Here is a 15,426-nt window from a genome sequence, read left to right as displayed (position 1 = left end):
GTTCTGCGACACCGCTCCGATGAGCCGCCCGATGCGGCCCCGCTCGGCAAAGTGCTGGTCGATGATGACATTCGGCAGCAGGCCCAACCCCGGCGCCATGCGAATATGGCCGATCCGAAAGGACGCAGCGTTCGGCCCCTTCACCATCATGGTATCGCTCATGACCGACGCGCCCGCGGAGGTGCCGGCAATTATGCCTCCGGCTTCATAGATTTCGTGCACCCGCTCGTCGATGGGGGTGTCGCCGATCTGGCTGGTGATGCGGAGCTGGTCGCCACCGGAGAAGAACACAGCGCTCACGTTTGCGAGCGCGCTTATTTTTTTTTCATGAGCCGCCTCGAGACGGTCGTTGACGTAGAGCTCGACGACTTCCTTGATGCCCAACTCGCCGAAGGACTTCTGATACTTCTCGAGATAGCCATCCGGCTCATGCGACGCGATGGTGGCAAGCACCAGGCGGCCGTTCGGAACCAGGCTGGCGACCTCCTTCAATATGACGCGATCGCCGTCATGGTCCTCGTGGCCACCGATGATGACCAGCGTTCCGGCTTTGCCATTGGAGGGGCGCCTTTTCTTCTTGTCGGTCATCTGCCCTCGTCTTTCTTGCGCAGGAAGACATGCGGATGGTTGTCCTCGCTGGTCATGAACGCGACTGCAAACTCCCGGCTGTTGTGCGCCCACCCGGACTTCCCGGTTGGGGTAAGCACGATGGCTCCCGCTTCACCGCCGATCGCCTCAACCTCCCTGAGGGAGGGCTCCAGCACCTCCTCCACGCCCGCCATAGCTGCCCGTCCGGCGGAAAGTGCGCGCCGCGCGGAAAGCGCCTGCATGACGCGAGCGGCGAGAGCCTTTCGCGCGATATGCTCGCCGTCTCCCGAAAAGGCCACGGCGCCCAATTGGTTGTCGGCGTAGTAGCCGCAACCGGGTTGAGGAGAATCGCCCACTCGGCCCGGAGCGCTGCCGTCCAGTCCCCCGGTGGAAGTGCCCACGGCGAGATCCCCATACTGGTCAAGGGCAACGACACCGATTGTATCCTTCGCCTCCGACTTGCTGGCGAAATCGCGTTGCTGCGGCGTGACCAAGTCAGCCGGATCGCAAAGCTCCAGTTGTTTATCGGCGGCGAAACGCCTGGCGCCGTCCGACGCCAGCAGGATTGGCTCCTCATGCAGCATGGCCTTGGCGACACTGATGGGATGGCGCACGCCCTTGATCACAGCGACGGCGCCCACATTGAAGTCCCTGCCCTCCATGACGCCTGCGCACATTTCGACCTCGCCGTCCGAATTGAGGGCACTGCCATATCCTGCATTGAACGTCGGGTCGGTCTCGAGGACACGACCGGCGGCTTCCACCGCATCGACTGCAGTTCCGCCGCCGGCCAGGACGGCGCGACCGGCCTCAAGCGCCTTGATGCACCCGTTGCGATGCGCCTCCTCCTCTTCTGGATCGATCTCCTTGGCGCCGCCGTGCAGGATGAGCGACCACATCAGCCAGCCCTCAGATGGCGAATATGGGTCTGATCGGGCCCTCGCCGAGAAGGTGCCGCGCCCTCAAACCCGGTCACCTGGCTCCAGACCGCCTCGACGTCGTCGACGGTGAGCACGACAAGGTCATTCTCCCGAGCAAGCTGGAGACACACGTCGACGGCCTCTTTTTCGGGACAGACGGCTTGTATGCGCCCTGGAACGCAGCCGGCGTTCAAGGCGCCTTCCCGCAGCAAGCCGGCGATCGTTCCGGGGGCTCGGCCGCGCAGTTCATGTTCATCCTCCTTGAAGACGATGACGTCGAATATTCGCGAAGCCACCGCCCCCATCTCGCGTATGTCGCAATCGCGGCGGTCGCCCGGTATGGCGACAAGGCCGATCGTGCGCTGATACCCGCGCTTCATATGGGAAACGAGCTTTCCCAGCGCCTTCAACCCCTCGGGATTGTGCGCGTAGTCGACGATCGTGCGGAAACCATGCCCGTCGAAGACGTTGAGGCGACCGGGAGAATGCTCGAACGAGGTGGTGAACTCGGCCAATGCAGCGCGGATAGTTGCCGCAGGTATGTCGTGGCAATGTGCCATCGCAACGGCCGCCAAGCTGTTGGCGACGTTGAATTCAGCGGACCCCTCGAAGGTCGCGGGAATTTCGTCGACGTCCATCAGGAACATCGACTCCCCATCCTCGTGGATGACGATGTCCCAACCGTCCCTGCTGCGCTCCCGCGTCACGGCGCGGCCGCCTTCCGCCACGTGGCTGCGCAGGAAATCGGGCCAGTCGCTCCTGTTCGCCAGCGAGAAGTAGCAGATCCTGCCCCCGGCGTCGCGCGACATCGCGGAGGTGTGAATGTCGTCGGCGTTGAGGATGCTCCACCCGCTGCGGCGGACCGACTCGACGACCACCGACTTCACTTCCGCCAGGTCCTCGATAGTGTCGATGCCTCTCAGCCCCAGATGATCGCCATGGACGTTCAGCACCGCGCCAATGTCGCACGCGTCGAATGCAAGGCCTTCGCGCAGGATGCCGCCGCGTGCACATTCCAGCACAGCGACATCGACACTTGGCTCGCGCAGCACGATCCTGGCGCTTTGCGGACCCGAGCAATCGCCTGTCATGATCCGCTCGCCGTTCAGGTAGACGCCGGTGGTCGAGGTGAGCCCGACCGTTGCACCATTCGCATGCAGAATGTGCGACAGCATTCTGGCGGTGGTCGACTTGCCGTTTGTCCCCGTGATCGCGAAGATTGGAATGCGGCCGTCCTCGCCACCCTTGAAGAGCAGATCGAGCACCGGCCGTGCGACATTGCGGGCGCGGCCCGAGGACGGTTCGAGATGCATGCGAAACCCGGGACCGGCATTCACCTCTATGATGCCGCCGCTGGTCTCGCTGACCGGCCGCGAAATGTCAGGACAGACGAAGTCGATCCCCGCGACGTCGAGACCGACGATCTGTGCCGCCCGGCTGGCGATCAGCGCGTTTTCCGGATGGATTTCATCAGTCCGGTCGGTTGCCGTCCCGCCGGTCGACAGATTAGCGGTGGGTCGCAGGAGCACCATTTGACCAGGCGCTGGAACGCTCGAAAGCGTGAGGTGCGACTTTGACAGGAAATGCTGGACACATTCGCCGATCTCGATGCGGGTCAGCACCGAAGAATGGCCCTCTCCCCGTCGCGGGTCGCGGTTCGTCTGCTCGACTAGTTCGGCGACAGAGCTCCGGCCATCGCCGACGACATGCGCCGGGACCCTCTCGGCAAGCGCCACCACCTTTCCTCCGATCACCAGGATCCTGTGGTCCGAGCCGACGAAGTGCTGCTCGACGATCACGCTGCGACTGTGTTCTCGCGCCTGTTCGAAGCCCCAGCGGACTTCGTCCTCTGTTGCGAGGCCGATGTTGACGCCGCTTCCATGATTGCCGTCCAGTGGTTTGGTGACCACAGGGTATCCGAGCCGTGCCGCTGCTGCGACAGCGTCCTGCGCCGATCGCACCAGTTCCCCGCTGGGGACCGGTAGCCCGGCCTGCTGCAGCAGGAATTTTGTCAGGTCCTTGTCGGAGGCGATTTCGGTCGCGATCTCAGAAGTGAGGTCGGTGCAACTGGCGCGGATGCGCTTCTGATGCTTCCCTTGGCCGAGCAGCACCAGGCTGCTGTCATCGAGCCGCGCCGCGGGAATCCCCCGTCTCTCGGCCTCGCGCACCAGAGAGGCGGTCGTGGGGCCCAAGGCACGCTCGGCGGCGCGAGCGTTGAGCTGCTGCAGCCTCACCGCGAAATCGAATGGCCCTTCCATTTCGGCGATCTCGTCGAGCCCCTCGAGGCCATGCAGATTGCCCGGCAGGAGACTATCCACCAACTCGAGCGCAACTCGTCCGGCGAGCAGCCCCACAACCTCATCATTGTAGGCGAACATGACGTTGTAAGTGCCCGGACTGCCTTTGACCGAACGTGTCTTTCCTCGTGTCACCGGGTGGCCCAGCATGCTCTGCAGTTCCAGGGCGACGTGTTCCACGACGTGGCCGAGCCAGGTTCCTTCCTGCATACGGCGGACGAACCCGCCGGCGACGCCATAGCTGCAGCCATGGCCCGCAAGGCCGGGCAACAGGCGAACGATGTGATCGGTAAACCCGGGCAGCTTGTCTGTCGGGAACGCTTCAAGGGCTCCGAGGTCGATCTGCATCCGGACCATTGGCGTCATGCTGTAAAGATGAGGTCCGCGGAACACGCGGGCGTCCACGACACGGATGCTGGTGCGAAAACGCGCGGCGTCTTGATGAATTTCGTTGCCCGACATAGTCCGTTCTCCTGACTAGCCCCGCAAACTTCTTGAGGATCGATAAGTTCCCGGCTATGAAACGCAAATCTTTTTGCCCGATCGAGAAACAAAAAGCGCTTTTAACATATGTTGGCCAAAGAACAGATTTTGGTCATCTTATCCGCCGCAAGGTGCGGGCCAAGCATTGCGCCTGCTTGTTCCTGAGCATCGCCCGGCACGCCGCGGCCCATTGGAGGCGAGACCCGACCAGGGTGGCGTTCGCCTACCGGACTGCGCAGAGATCCCAGGTGCCGAGTGCCGGGCGCCCGGCTTGGGCTCGTGGCGACCGCTTTGAGGGCAGCATCGAGGCGTTTAAATTTTCAACGCCGGACGCCCACCGGGGAACAATTCCAAATGCACTGTGTTTGGCGCCACCCTTGCCCACCGGAATTAAAGCCATGCAGAGTCGGAAATTGGTGATGGCTGCGCTGGTCAAAGAGATCGACGCCGTCCGCCTCAGCATCTCGCTCCTTAAAAAGGAGCTGTGGACAGCTGGCATACCCAATAAGGTTCGATGGCGTTCAGGATACGAGCTAACCGCCCAAAAAGCTCGCCTTACAAAACTGGAGAACGTGCTTGCGCACTATCCATCCGTGACGCGAGCCCGAGCATTGGACAGCAATAGCTGGAGTTACGGGCAACGGAACCAAGTGAGTTTGGGGAAGCAAGATGGCTGACCGACGCTCGATCAGAACTCCGTTAGCTCGAGTGCGGGGCCTTGGGTCGTCGAAACACGGAACCGAAACGTTCATGCTGGAACGACTGACATCTGCTGCACTTTTAATCCCCGTCATTTACATCGTCGCGGTCGTTATAAGGCTAATCGGAGAGCCTCGAGATGTCGTGATGCGCGTGGTCGGATCGATCTATGTCGCACCCGCCCTCGTCGCCTTCATTCTGGCGAACTGCGTCCACATGCGGCTGGGCATGCAATCAATCATCGAAGACTATTGCCACACCACCGGGCTGAAATCGGTCCTGCTGATCGCCAACTGGTTGTTTTGCTGGGCAGTAGCCCTCGCCAGCTTTTTCGCCGTGCTGGTGATCAGCTTCCGATAGGTGGATTCACGACCAGCGCGACGCGGCTCCAACTCAGCGCCGTCCGTTATCTGTCGCGCGCGGCGAGCCGTCTTCATTCTATTTTGGGCAGCCGGTCCCATTGATGAAAAGGCGGCGGAGAGGTCAACTCCCATTCCAATGTGGTGGCTCCCGGCCCCCAAGGGTTCATGCCGGCGGCCCTTCGCCGGTGGAAAGCCTCCACGATGCCGGTAAGGAAAATCAGGACACTCGCGGCCGACAGATACGATCCAAAGGAGGAGACCATGTTCCATCCGGCAAAAGCGTCGGGATAGTCGATATAGCGACGTGGCATGCCGGCCATTCCAAGAAAGTGGTGAGGAAAGAAGACGAGGTTCACACCGATGAAGGTCGTCCAGAAATGGATCCCAGCCAAAACCGGATTGTACAAATATCCTGTCATCTTCGGGAACCAGTAATACCAGCCCGCGAAGATGCCGAAGATGGCACCCAACGAAAGAATGTAGTGGAAGTGGGCGACGACATAGTAGGTGTCGTGCAATTGGCGGTCGAGGCTGGCGTTCGCAAGCTGTACGCCGGTCACGCCTCCGACAGTGAACAAGAATATGAAGCCGAGCGCCCACAGCATCGGGGTGCGCAGGCTAAGGGAACCGCCCCACATGGTTGCGATCCAGGAGAACACCTTGATCCCAGTCGGCACTGCGATCACCATCGTGGCGAAGGTGAAGTAGCGCTGCGTATCCAGCCCTATTCCGCTGGTGTACATATGGTGGGCCCAAACGACGAAACCGATCGCCCCGATCGCCACGATCGCGTAGACCATCCCCAGATAGCCGAAGATCGGCTTTCGCGAAAATGTCGAGATCACCTGGCTGACGATGCCGAAGGCCGGCAAGATCATGATGTACACTTCCGGATGGCCGAAAAACCAAAATAGATGCTGGTACAGGATAGGATCGCCGCCGCCGTCCGGCGCGAAGAATGTGGTGCCAAAATTTCTATCGGTCAGGAGCATTGTAATGGCCCCTGCCAGGACAGGCAGGGCCAGCAGCAGCAGGAATCCGGTGATGATGATCGACCACACGAACAGAGGCATTTTATGCAACGTCATCCCTGGCGCGCGCATATTGAAGATCGTGGTGATGAAATTGATGGCACCTAATATCGAAGAGGCTCCCGCGATGTGCAGAGAAAGAATGACCAGATCAACGGAAGGACCGGGATGGCCGGAGGTCGAAAGGGGCGGATAGAGGAACCAGCCGGTCCCAGGACCGTAGCCGCCGGGGACACTGGGCATGAAGATCGACAATAGAAGCAGCATCAACGCAGGCGGCAGCAGCCAGAACGAGATGTTGTTCATGCGTGGGAAAGCCATGTCCGGGGCGCCGATCATGATCGGAACCATCCAATTGGCGAACCCACCGATCAGGGCGGGCATGACGGTGAAGAAGATCATGATCAGCGCGTGCGCCGTGGTGAACACGTTGTAAAGTTGCTTGCCGGCATCTATGGCTGCGTGGCCTTGGTAGCCGTAGATCATCGATGCCAACCCGGGGAAAATCTGGATCCCGGGTTGCTGCAATTCAATTCGCATGCCCACCGACAAGAGCATGCCGATGACCCCCGCGATGAAGGCGAAGATCAGGTAGAGCGTGCCGATATCCTTGTGGTTTGTCGAAAACAGCCAGCGGGTGATGCCCTTCGGCTTGTGGTCGCGGCTGCTCGGCCCTGATGCCGCCGTATATTCGCTCATGACCGTCTCCGCTTGAGCCGTCCCCTGACAGGCCATCCGAACCGTGCTGGCCGTTTAATGTTCCCTCCACAGAACCAACGGTCGGGAACAATCAACGGAAGCGACGGTTTGGCCGGGCGCGGCATGCCCCTGCGCGGCGGAGGATCGAGGTCCATGCTGGCGATAATTGCTGCGACACTGGTTCTGACAACGGTGGTTGGTGGGCTGATATCCGCCTTCTGGATCGAGGCGCGTCATGGTGTCCATGACCCGGCGCTGGACGTGTCGGCGCCTTCTCGACGGCCCACACCTTTGAACCGGCGGTCTTGATATGGACGCCGCTATCAATGCGAAACTCGATCCAAGGACGCGAGGTGGCTGGCTGCTGCTCGGCTTCGCGCTGGGCGGTTTCTTCGACGGCATCGTCCTGCACCAGATTTTGCAATGGCATCATCTTCTCTCGGGCCTCGCTGACCTGGGTTCCGACCTGCGCTTCCAGATCATGGTCGACGGCCTCTTCCACCTGTTCATGTACGTGTTGGCCGTTGCCGGCACGATGCTGTTGGTGGCGGCGAGAGCAGCAGGCGGGCGGGCCGGAACGACAACCGAGATCCTTCGGCTCGCCTTGACCGGGTTCGGCGTCTGGCATCTGGTGGACGCCATTGTGTTCCATTGGCTGCTCGGCCTGCATCGGATCAAGATGAACAGCGACATGCCGCTCGCTTGGGATATTGCGTGGCTGGTCATCTTCGGAATCGTGCCGCTGCTGTTGGTGCTGGTGCTGCCAACCCGCGGTGGACCGGCACGCGGTGCCTCGGCGGCTCTGACCAGCATCGTCCTGCTTGCAGGACTGACTACGGGTGCCGGCCCGCTCTTCAACGGTGCCACCACTTCCGTCATCGTCTTTCGAGCTGGGATGGAACCGGCCGCGATGATGCAGGCGGTTCAAGCCGCTGACACCGACCTCAGGTGGGTCGATGCCAGCGGCACCATCTGGGCGGTCGATCGGGTCTCATGGCGCGGGTTAATGACCCTGCACGCGCGCGGCGCTCTGGTCGTGGGCACAACGCCTTTCATTGCCGGATGCCTCGCCTGGACCGATGCCGCCGGAGCGAGCAGTCTCCCCAGCCAGCAGCGAGGCATTCCTGCAAGCCTATAACCTGCGGAGCCGGCCAGGGGGAGTATCAAGCATGCAAAGCGTCGCCATCGAGAGCAGCCACGGCCGCAGCCTGGTACCGCGTAGCGCCAAGCTGATCGCCGAGGAACGGGTGAACCGGGTCCACCATCGTTGCCCGCAGCGGAACAGCCAGCCCCGAGAGACCGGATGAAATGATTATGGATCCGGATGGTACCAGTGACGTTGGCTCCCTATATGAAAATGCGAACACAGGCTCCTCGAACGGGAGCTGTTGGGGTCCCTGTTCTTGAGAGCCGGCTTGTCATGACGTCACCTGCGACCGCTGAACTACCCCGAGCCATTCACTCGAGACTTTCCGCCCTGAGCAACAGCTATGCGCAATTGCCGGAGCGCTTCTTCGCGCGAACAGATCCGAAGCCGGTTTCGGAACCCCGGCTGATCCGGCTCAACCGGGCCCTCGCCGACGAACTGGGGCTCGAGGCCGACCAGCTTACCGGCCCCGATGGAGTGCAGATGCTGGCCGGCAACAGATTTCCGGAAGGCTCGCAAGCAATCGCCCTTGCCTATGCGGGCCACCAGTTCGGAAACTTCGTGCCTCAGCTCGGAGACGGGCGCGCTCTGCTACTTGGCGAAGCGATTGACGTTAACGGCTTTCGCCGCGACATCCAGCTGAAGGGATCGGGACCGACCCGGTTCTCGCGCAACGGTGACGGCCGCGCTGCCCTTGGCCCGGTCCTGCGCGAATATGTCGTCAGCGAAGCGATGGCCGCCTTGGGCATTCCGACGACGCGAAGCCTGGCGGCGGTGCTCACCGGGGAACCGGTCTATCGCGAGGTCCGGCTGCCCGGCGCCGTCCTCACAAGAGTGGCGGCCAGCCATATCCGCATCGGCACCTTCCAATATTTCGCCGCTCGCCACGACATCGAGGGGCTCAAGATCCTCGCCGACTATGCCATTCAGCGCCACTTCCCGCAGTTGGTGGGACAGGCGCGGCCGTACCGCGCTTTGCTAGAGGCCGTTGTCGCCGCACAGGCCGATCTGGTGGCGCGCTGGATGCTGGTCGGCTTCATCCATGGCGTCATGAACACGGACAACATGGCGATCTCGGGCGAGACGATCGACTATGGCCCATGCGCCTTCATGGACGCCTATGACCCGAGCGCGGTGTTCAGTTCGATCGACCGCGTCGGTCGCTATGCCTATGCCAACCAGCCTCATGTGGCGACATGGAATCTTGCACGCTTTGCCGAGACTCTGCTGCCCCTCATGAGCACGGACGAGAGTGAAGCCGTCTCTGAAGCCGAAGAGGTGCTTGGGACTTTCCAGTCCTCCTATGAGACTGTGTTGCAGCGCGGCTTCCGCAGAAAACTCGGGTTGCTGACCGAGGCGGAAGGCGACTTGCAGCTCGCGGCTGATTTTCTGGATGTACTAGCCCGCGGCGAGGCAGACTTTACGCTCGGCTTCCGGCGCCTGGGCGACGACCTCGACGCTGCGGATAATCAGGGCACAGCGCGCCAGTTGTTTCAGGATCCAGGCGCATTCGATGTTTGGTCGGCGCGGTGGCGCGAGCGCATCGCCAGCGAACCAGCCGACACGGCCACGCGCCGAGCGGCGATGCATGCCGTCAATCCCAAATTCATCCCTCGCAACCATCGCATAGAGGCGATGATCAAGGCGGCGCTGGGCGGCGACTTCACACCTTTCGAGGAGATTCTGGAGGTCGTCACGCGGCCCTTCGATGAGCAGCGGGAAATGGGACGCTATGCTGACCCGCCACGCCCAGATGAACGCGTCCTACAGACATTCTGCGGTACATGAGACATTCATGATGGCCGTGTAACATGTGCAAATGCGGGAGACCCTCTCGAAGCTATAGTCGTGACACCACGATCAGCGCTTGAGTGAGCGCCCGAATCGGTCCTCGATCCGCGACTGCAGGAACTCGAGTCCCATCGAGAGCAGCCAATAGATCATCGAGGCGGTGATCAGCATCTCGATGTGGCGAAACTCGGTCTGGCCCTGTGTGCGTGCGAGATACATGATCTCCCAGACCCCGACCACCGAGACCAGCGAAGAATCCTTCAACATCGCAATGAACTGGTTGCCGGTCGGCGGCACGATGACGCGCATCGCCTGCGGCAGGATGACCAGGAACATCGTCTGGTTGGCGCTAAGGCCGAGTGCCGTAGCACCTTCGGTCTGGCCGCGTGAGATGCTTTCGATGCCGGCACGGAAGATCTCGGTCATATACGCGCCGTAGCAGAGCGACAGCGCCATGATGCCGGCCGGCACGGCGCCGATGACGTAGCCAATCTGCGGCAGGCCGAGATAGATGATGTAGATCTGCATCAGTAGCGGCAAGCCACGAAACAGAGAAGTATAGAAGGTCGCCAAGCCATAGACCACGCCGTTGCGGGAAAGTTTGGCGATCGCGCCGACGAAGGCGATGAGGGTGGCGATGGCGATCGAAATGGCCGAAATGTAGAGGGTCGTCACTACGCCCTTCGAGACGAGAAAGCCGATCTTCTTGGCGATGAACGCGAACGACAGGTCGAAGGAATAGAAAAACAGCATTAACAGCACGAACAGTTCTATCCACACAGCCACGATCTGCTGTTTGCGGCTGAGATACCGCAGCGCGTTCCAGTTCGCCGCCAGGATCGATGCGATCAGCACTGCCGAGACCCCCCGCCCGATCTCAGGGTTGGCGGCCAGCCACGCGACTGACCCCGGAACAAGCTTGCCGAGCCAACTGGCTTTGATGCCGAGTCCGTACAGGCCGGCGGCGATGGCAGCGAGCACGAAGAACACGCCAACGCGGCGTGCCGCGTCCGGGTGGTTGAGCAACAGTCGGCCGATCACGTCATCGATCTCCCTGTGGTCAGTGGGCGCGCTCGCGCCACCAATCCTGCGCCTGCAGCTTCCAGTAGGTAAGTTGCGCGACCGCAAGTCCGGCCGGGCCGCCCGCCCAGGCAAGCCCAAATGGTGCGAACAGCCGGTAGCGGTCCGATTCTCCCAGTATGGCTTCGGCGATCAGCTTGCCGGCAATCGCCGTGGTGTTGATGCCATGGCCACCAAAAGCCGTGAGGTACCAGACGCCCGGCTGCAACGCGCCGATTTGGGGCATCAGGTGACGGGCATAAGACATGAGCCCGGACCAGGCGAGTTCGGTCTTGAGCTTTTCGAGCTGCGGATAGGTGGTCACCATCTCGCGGCGCAATTGCCTCGCCAACACGCCCGGTGAGGCTGCCCGCGTGGTGATTCGCCCGCCCCAGAGCAGGCGTCTGCCGTCTTCGACAATGCGGTAATAATCGCCAGCGCGACGGTTGTCGCCAACGGCGTCGGTTGTCGTAATCGCCTCGGCGATCAGGTCAGGCGCATCCTCGCTCACCATGACGTAAGTGGCAATCGGCAGGAATGCCCGTTTCAGGCGGCCGACCAGTGGCCCCGTATAGCCGCCGGTGGCAAATACAGCCTGGCGCGCGCGCACGTTGCCACCGCCGGTGCGCACGATCTTTTCCGCGCCGCCAATATTGGCTTCAATAGCCCACGATCTTTCGTGGATCCTGCCACCCAGCCGTTCGATCTCGCCCGCAACAGCGCGCAGATAGTTGAGCGGATGCATGTGGAAGGCGCTGGGGTCGCGCAAGCCTTGATGGTAGCGCTCGGAATGCAGCAAGGCTCGCACCTGTTCGCGCTCGAGATAGTCGAGCCGATAGTTGAAATCCCGCGCCATTTGATCGGCATATCCCTTGAGCGCGGCGCCACCATCGTGGCGAAGCACGCTCAATATACCGGAGCGCGGCTCTGCCGCCTTGATGTCGAGATCACGGATCGTCTGCCGCACGAAATCGACACCTTCGATGGACAGGCGGTGCAGTTTTTGTGCCGCGTCCACGCCAGCCATCGCGGCGATGCTGTCGAGGCCGGTGGCGAAGCCGGGATTGACGAAGCCGCCATTCCGACCGGAAGCGCCGAAGCCGATGCCCTCCGCCTCAAGCACGACAACCTGCTGGCCCGCGCGAGCCAGTTGCAACGCCGTCGTCAGGCCCGCCAGTCCGCCGCCGACAACGACTGTTTCGCACTCGGAAACGCCGCTCAGCGGCGGTCTGATGGTGTTGTCGGCAAGCGTGCGTCGGTAATAAGTGTCAGGATATGTCATGATCGGATTACGGTGGCGGCGCCAGAGGACTTTGAAGCCAGGCGGAGCCGCCCGGTGTCGTTCAAAATGCGTTTAAAAACAAACGGGTGGAGCGGGATGTTCAATTTAGATGATCCCGCTCACGCTTCGTCCAAACCCTACTCAGTCGGCGCTGTAATCCTTGCCATACCACTTGGTGGTCAGCTTCGTGAGGGTGCCGTCCGTCTTCATCTCGTTGAGAATGCCGCCGATCTTGGTATTCCACTCGGCATCACCTTTTTCCGCGATCACCACCAGTGGCTCACGGAAGGCATAGCCGCCCTCCAGGATACGCAACGGGTAGCCGTTCTTTATCGCGTTCTGAGCTGTCTGTTCTGGTGCGATGACGGCGTTGAGGCGAACGCCGTCGCCGAGCCTCAAATCATCGAACGGCAGCATTGAATCGGCGAAGGTCCTGATCTCACCGGGCTCCAGTTTGTATTCGATGGGCGGAAGGCCGGGAGCATCGATCTCGAGCTGTCTGCGGATGAAATCCTCCGACGTGGTGGCGGTCTCGACGCCGATGATCTTGCCGTTCAGGTCGGCGACCGATTTGGCCGGGCTGTCCTTGTGAACGACATACACGTAAGGGCTGTAATAATACACGCCTTCGAAATCGATCACCTTGGCCCGGGCTTTGGTCGGCGTCACTGAGCCGACACCCAGATCGTAGCGGCCTTGCCAATGGCCGCCCGTCATTGTCGCCCAGTCGGGCGTGTCGAAACTGACCTCGACACCGAGGCGCCTTGCGATCTCCTTCGAGACGTCGATGTCGAAGCCGACCAACTGATTGCTGTCGTCGAGGAAACTCTGCGGCGGCCAGCCGCTGTTTGTGGCGACCACCATTGTCTTCTTTGAGGTAACCCGGTCGATGGTTTCACCCGCCGACGCCGCAGACGCGAACACGAGCGTTGTAGTGGCTAAGGCCAGCCACGCGATTATTTTCCTCACTTAAACCTCCCTCTTCGTCATTCAGGCATATGCTTCAAAAAGCGCCCTTCTCTGTAAAGAAGGGCAATTCGAGATTTCGATATGAGATCGATCTCATGTCGAATTAGGCACACATATCGGCAAGGGATCAAGACCTTTTTCTAGGAAAACCGGCTTGTCTTTAACTGTTTGGCCAATTCCGCCGCTGATCGTCTGCTGACAAAGATGATGAACTCGCTCGAGTTCACGTCAGGGTCGACGCGGTGGAAAATGTTGAGGTGGAAAGATCGAAACGTGCTCGGCAGATTGCTTATTTCTTGCGGCGGCCTGGCTTGAGCCCGGCCACCAGATTGGTGATCCTGCCCGCCTTGCGGTTGTTGATCTCGGCTTCGTTCTTGCGATGCACCGCGCTGCCAACGAGCTTGGCGCCGAGGTAGCGCAACGGCTCTGGCGGCAGCGACATGCGTCGCTCGATGCCGACCAGACCGCTGGCGCTCCAGCGATCCTTTCGCTCCAGCACCAGGCTGGCCAGGATGCGTCCGCCAATCGGCGTCTGCGCAATGCCGGTCCCGTTAAACCCCATGCCGTAAAAGATATTGGGATGATCGCGCAGATGATCGAACACCGGAACGTGTTCGGGCACACAGTCGATTGGACCTGACCAGTCATACTCGACCGCCACGCCTCTCAGCGACGGATAGACCCGGTGCAGCTCTCGCACATTATCACGGCCGTGCAGCGGGCTGCGATTGAAGCTGGCGCCGAAATTCCCCCTGAAGGCAATGGTACCGCTGCCGCGACCGAAGACCACCCTGCCCGGGCTGGTGCGTTGATAATACAGTACCTGCGCCTGCGCATCGCAGATCGATGCGCCGTCGCGCCAGCCCATGCTGTCGAGCAGTTCGGGCACGGCCGCGGTGGCGATGACCTCGCTGCCGACGACATAGAGATGACGTCGCAGTTCCGGCAGAGCCGAGAGCCATGCGTTGGCTGCAAGCACGACCTTCTCCGCTTGCACCAAGCCTTGCGCAGTGCGCGCCCTGCATATCCTGCCGGGTTCGATGTCGAGGACGGGGCTGCGCTCGTGGATGATCACGCCGCGTGCCAACGCCAGGTCTCGCAATCCGATCGCTAGCTTTGCCGGATGCACCGTCCCGGCATTGGTCTCCACGACGCCAACATAGGACGCTGACGAACCGGTGCGGCGCTCAATGTCCTCGGCCTTCAGCGGCTTGAAACGATTTTCTCCGACTGCCGCCGTCATGACGACGGCGTTCTCCCAAGCCCCTTCTTGGGCAGACGAACTCGCGGTCCACAACCATCCATCCAGCCGTAGATCCATGTCGATCGTACCGTCTCGTTGCAGAGTTTTCAGCTCCGCGATTGACGCCACCGTGTCGGCACAGAGCTGCCGCGCCTCTTCCAGGCCGACGACGGCGCTGATCTGATCGAGTTCGGCAAACCATGAGTGGACCTGGCCGCCGTTGCGCCCCGAAGCCCCAGAACCGCAGAGGTCGGCTTCAAGCACGACGACCCGCGTTGCCGGAGCAAGCTCACGGATACGCAGCGCCGTCCACAAACCGGTATAACCGCCGCCGACGATCAGCACATCGGCGCGCTCATTGCCCTGAAGCGGCTCGGTGGCCTCGCCGGCGCTGACATCCTGCAGCCAGAACGAGCGGTCGGAAGGCAGCGCTACGACCGGCTGGCGCAAACGAAGTGTCGTCACGGTCACGCTCCCAAGGCGTCGGTGATGAAGCTGGCGTATTTGGCGAGCAGCCAGTCCGGTATGGGACGTGGCTTCTGCGGAAACCCTCCGAGATGCGTGCAGGTCTGCGCTGCCGCCACTGCAGCCACCTGCAGAGCTTCGGCTGCCTCCCGACCCTCGAATTGGAACGCGGTCAGGAATGTCGCGATGAAACTGTCACCGGCGCCGCATGTGTCGACTACGTTGACCAGCGTGGCCGGCGCGTGCACAACGCTCATGCCATCGTCGAAGTAGGAGCCGCGCCGGCCGCAGGTGAGGACGACCTGCCTTGCGCCGGCTGTCCTGAGCGCTGCCAGCAGGGGCTCGACCGGTGCATCGACCTCGTCTGGGCCGGAGGCGAACAGCAGAGGCA

Annotated in this window: 13 protein-coding genes; 4 read left to right on the top strand and 9 right to left on the bottom strand. The window is 61.5% G+C overall.

The genetic code is table 11. The annotated features are described in order from the left end of the window. From EOB59_RS29710 to cphA, 3 genes are all read right to left on the bottom strand, one after another. Window positions 1–588, bottom strand: a 588-nt coding sequence (locus EOB59_RS29710; protein ID WP_128289867.1) for a cyanophycinase, incomplete at its 3' end; no start/stop codon positions are given. Next, a complete protein-coding gene (locus EOB59_RS29705; protein ID WP_128289866.1) occupies window positions 585–1,487 on the bottom strand; it encodes an isoaspartyl peptidase/L-asparaginase family protein in 903 nt (300 codons plus the stop codon). The genes EOB59_RS29705 and EOB59_RS29710, both read right to left, overlap by 4 nt. After that, window positions 1,487–4,267 (bottom strand): cyanophycin synthetase, encoded by a 2,781-nt coding sequence (cphA, locus tag EOB59_RS29700; RefSeq protein WP_245486815.1) that lies wholly within the window; start codon window positions 4,265–4,267, stop codon window positions 1,487–1,489. The genes EOB59_RS29705 and cphA overlap by 1 nt, the downstream gene beginning before the upstream one ends. A 56-nt stretch (window positions 4,268–4,323) precedes the next feature. Between cphA and EOB59_RS36840 the strand changes: the two genes are divergently transcribed. Continuing rightward, on the top strand, window positions 4,324–4,965 hold the full coding sequence (locus tag EOB59_RS36840) for a hypothetical protein (protein WP_245486814.1): 642 nt from the start codon (window positions 4,324–4,326) through the stop codon (window positions 4,963–4,965). Next, a complete protein-coding gene (gene sdhD / locus EOB59_RS29690) occupies window positions 4,958–5,347 on the top strand; it encodes a succinate dehydrogenase, hydrophobic membrane anchor protein (RefSeq protein ID WP_128289865.1) in 390 nt (129 codons plus the stop codon). Before EOB59_RS36840 ends, sdhD begins: the two co-directional genes overlap by 8 nt. Before the next feature lie 73 nt (window positions 5,348–5,420). Here sdhD and ctaD read toward each other — a convergent pair whose 3' ends face one another. Further along, window positions 5,421–7,079 (bottom strand): cytochrome c oxidase subunit I, encoded by a 1,659-nt coding sequence (gene ctaD, locus EOB59_RS29685; RefSeq protein ID WP_128289864.1) that lies wholly within the window; start codon window positions 7,077–7,079, stop codon window positions 5,421–5,423. Between the two features lie 310 nt (window positions 7,080–7,389). Between ctaD and EOB59_RS29680 the strand changes: the two genes are divergently transcribed. Both EOB59_RS29680 and EOB59_RS29675 read left to right on the top strand, forming a co-directional pair. Then, window positions 7,390–8,217 carry a DUF2243 domain-containing protein gene (locus EOB59_RS29680; RefSeq protein ID WP_128289863.1) on the top strand — a complete coding sequence of 276 codons (828 nt, stop codon included), beginning with the start codon at window positions 7,390–7,392 and terminating at the stop codon, window positions 8,215–8,217. Between the two features lie 282 nt (window positions 8,218–8,499). Continuing rightward, window positions 8,500–10,014, top strand: coding sequence for a protein adenylyltransferase SelO (locus EOB59_RS29675; RefSeq protein ID WP_128289862.1), 1,515 nt, complete (start codon window positions 8,500–8,502; stop codon window positions 10,012–10,014). Between the two features lie 72 nt (window positions 10,015–10,086). Here the strand turns inward: EOB59_RS29675 and EOB59_RS29670 are convergent, their stop codons facing one another. From EOB59_RS29670 to EOB59_RS29650, 5 genes are all read right to left on the bottom strand, one after another. Further along, window positions 10,087–11,058, bottom strand: coding sequence for an amino acid ABC transporter permease (locus tag EOB59_RS29670; RefSeq protein ID WP_128289861.1), 972 nt, complete (start codon window positions 11,056–11,058; stop codon window positions 10,087–10,089). A 19-nt stretch (window positions 11,059–11,077) separates the two neighbouring features. Continuing rightward, window positions 11,078–12,358, bottom strand: a complete 1,281-nt coding sequence (locus EOB59_RS29665; RefSeq protein WP_128289860.1) for an FAD-binding oxidoreductase — start codon at window positions 12,356–12,358, stop codon at window positions 11,078–11,080. Window positions 12,359–12,499: 141 nt separating this feature from the next. After that, window positions 12,500–13,327: a transporter substrate-binding domain-containing protein gene (locus tag EOB59_RS29660; RefSeq protein ID WP_128289859.1), complete on the bottom strand. Its 828-nt coding sequence runs from the start codon at window positions 13,325–13,327 to the stop codon at window positions 12,500–12,502. 289 nt (window positions 13,328–13,616) lie between these two features. Beyond that, window positions 13,617–14,915, bottom strand: coding sequence for an FAD-binding oxidoreductase (locus EOB59_RS29655; protein WP_245486812.1), 1,299 nt, complete (start codon window positions 14,913–14,915; stop codon window positions 13,617–13,619). Window positions 14,916–15,037: 122 nt separating this feature from the next. Beyond that, window positions 15,038–15,426: PfkB family carbohydrate kinase (locus EOB59_RS29650; RefSeq protein WP_245486811.1), on the bottom strand; the 389-nt coding region annotated here is incomplete at its 5' end.

Origin of the sequence: Mesorhizobium sp. M7A.F.Ca.MR.176.00.0.0, from assembly GCF_004023165.1 — a bacterium.
Lineage (GTDB): Bacteria > Pseudomonadota > Alphaproteobacteria > Rhizobiales > Rhizobiaceae > Mesorhizobium.
This window is presented reverse-complemented; position numbering and strand designations above follow the sequence as displayed.

What these genes read in the sequence shown, in the direction of transcription:
- EOB59_RS36840 (WP_245486814.1), top strand. Translation starts at nt 4,324, where the DNA reads ATGAAACGCAAATCTTTTTGCCCGATCGAGAAACAAAAAGCGCTTTTA.
- cphA (WP_245486815.1), bottom strand. Translation starts at nt 4,267, where the DNA reads ATGTCGGGCAACGAAATTCATCAAGACGCCGCGCGTTTTCGCACCAGC.
- EOB59_RS29675 (WP_128289862.1), top strand. Translation starts at nt 8,500, where the DNA reads ATGACGTCACCTGCGACCGCTGAACTACCCCGAGCCATTCACTCGAGA.
- ctaD (WP_128289864.1), bottom strand. Translation starts at nt 7,079, where the DNA reads ATGAGCGAATATACGGCGGCATCAGGGCCGAGCAGCCGCGACCACAAG.
- sdhD (WP_128289865.1), top strand. Translation starts at nt 4,958, where the DNA reads ATGGCTGACCGACGCTCGATCAGAACTCCGTTAGCTCGAGTGCGGGGC.
- EOB59_RS29680 (WP_128289863.1), top strand. Translation starts at nt 7,390, where the DNA reads ATGGACGCCGCTATCAATGCGAAACTCGATCCAAGGACGCGAGGTGGC.
- EOB59_RS29665 (WP_128289860.1), bottom strand. Translation starts at nt 12,358, where the DNA reads ATGACATATCCTGACACTTATTACCGACGCACGCTTGCCGACAACACC.
- EOB59_RS29705 (WP_128289866.1), bottom strand. Translation starts at nt 1,487, where the DNA reads ATGTGGTCGCTCATCCTGCACGGCGGCGCCAAGGAGATCGATCCAGAA.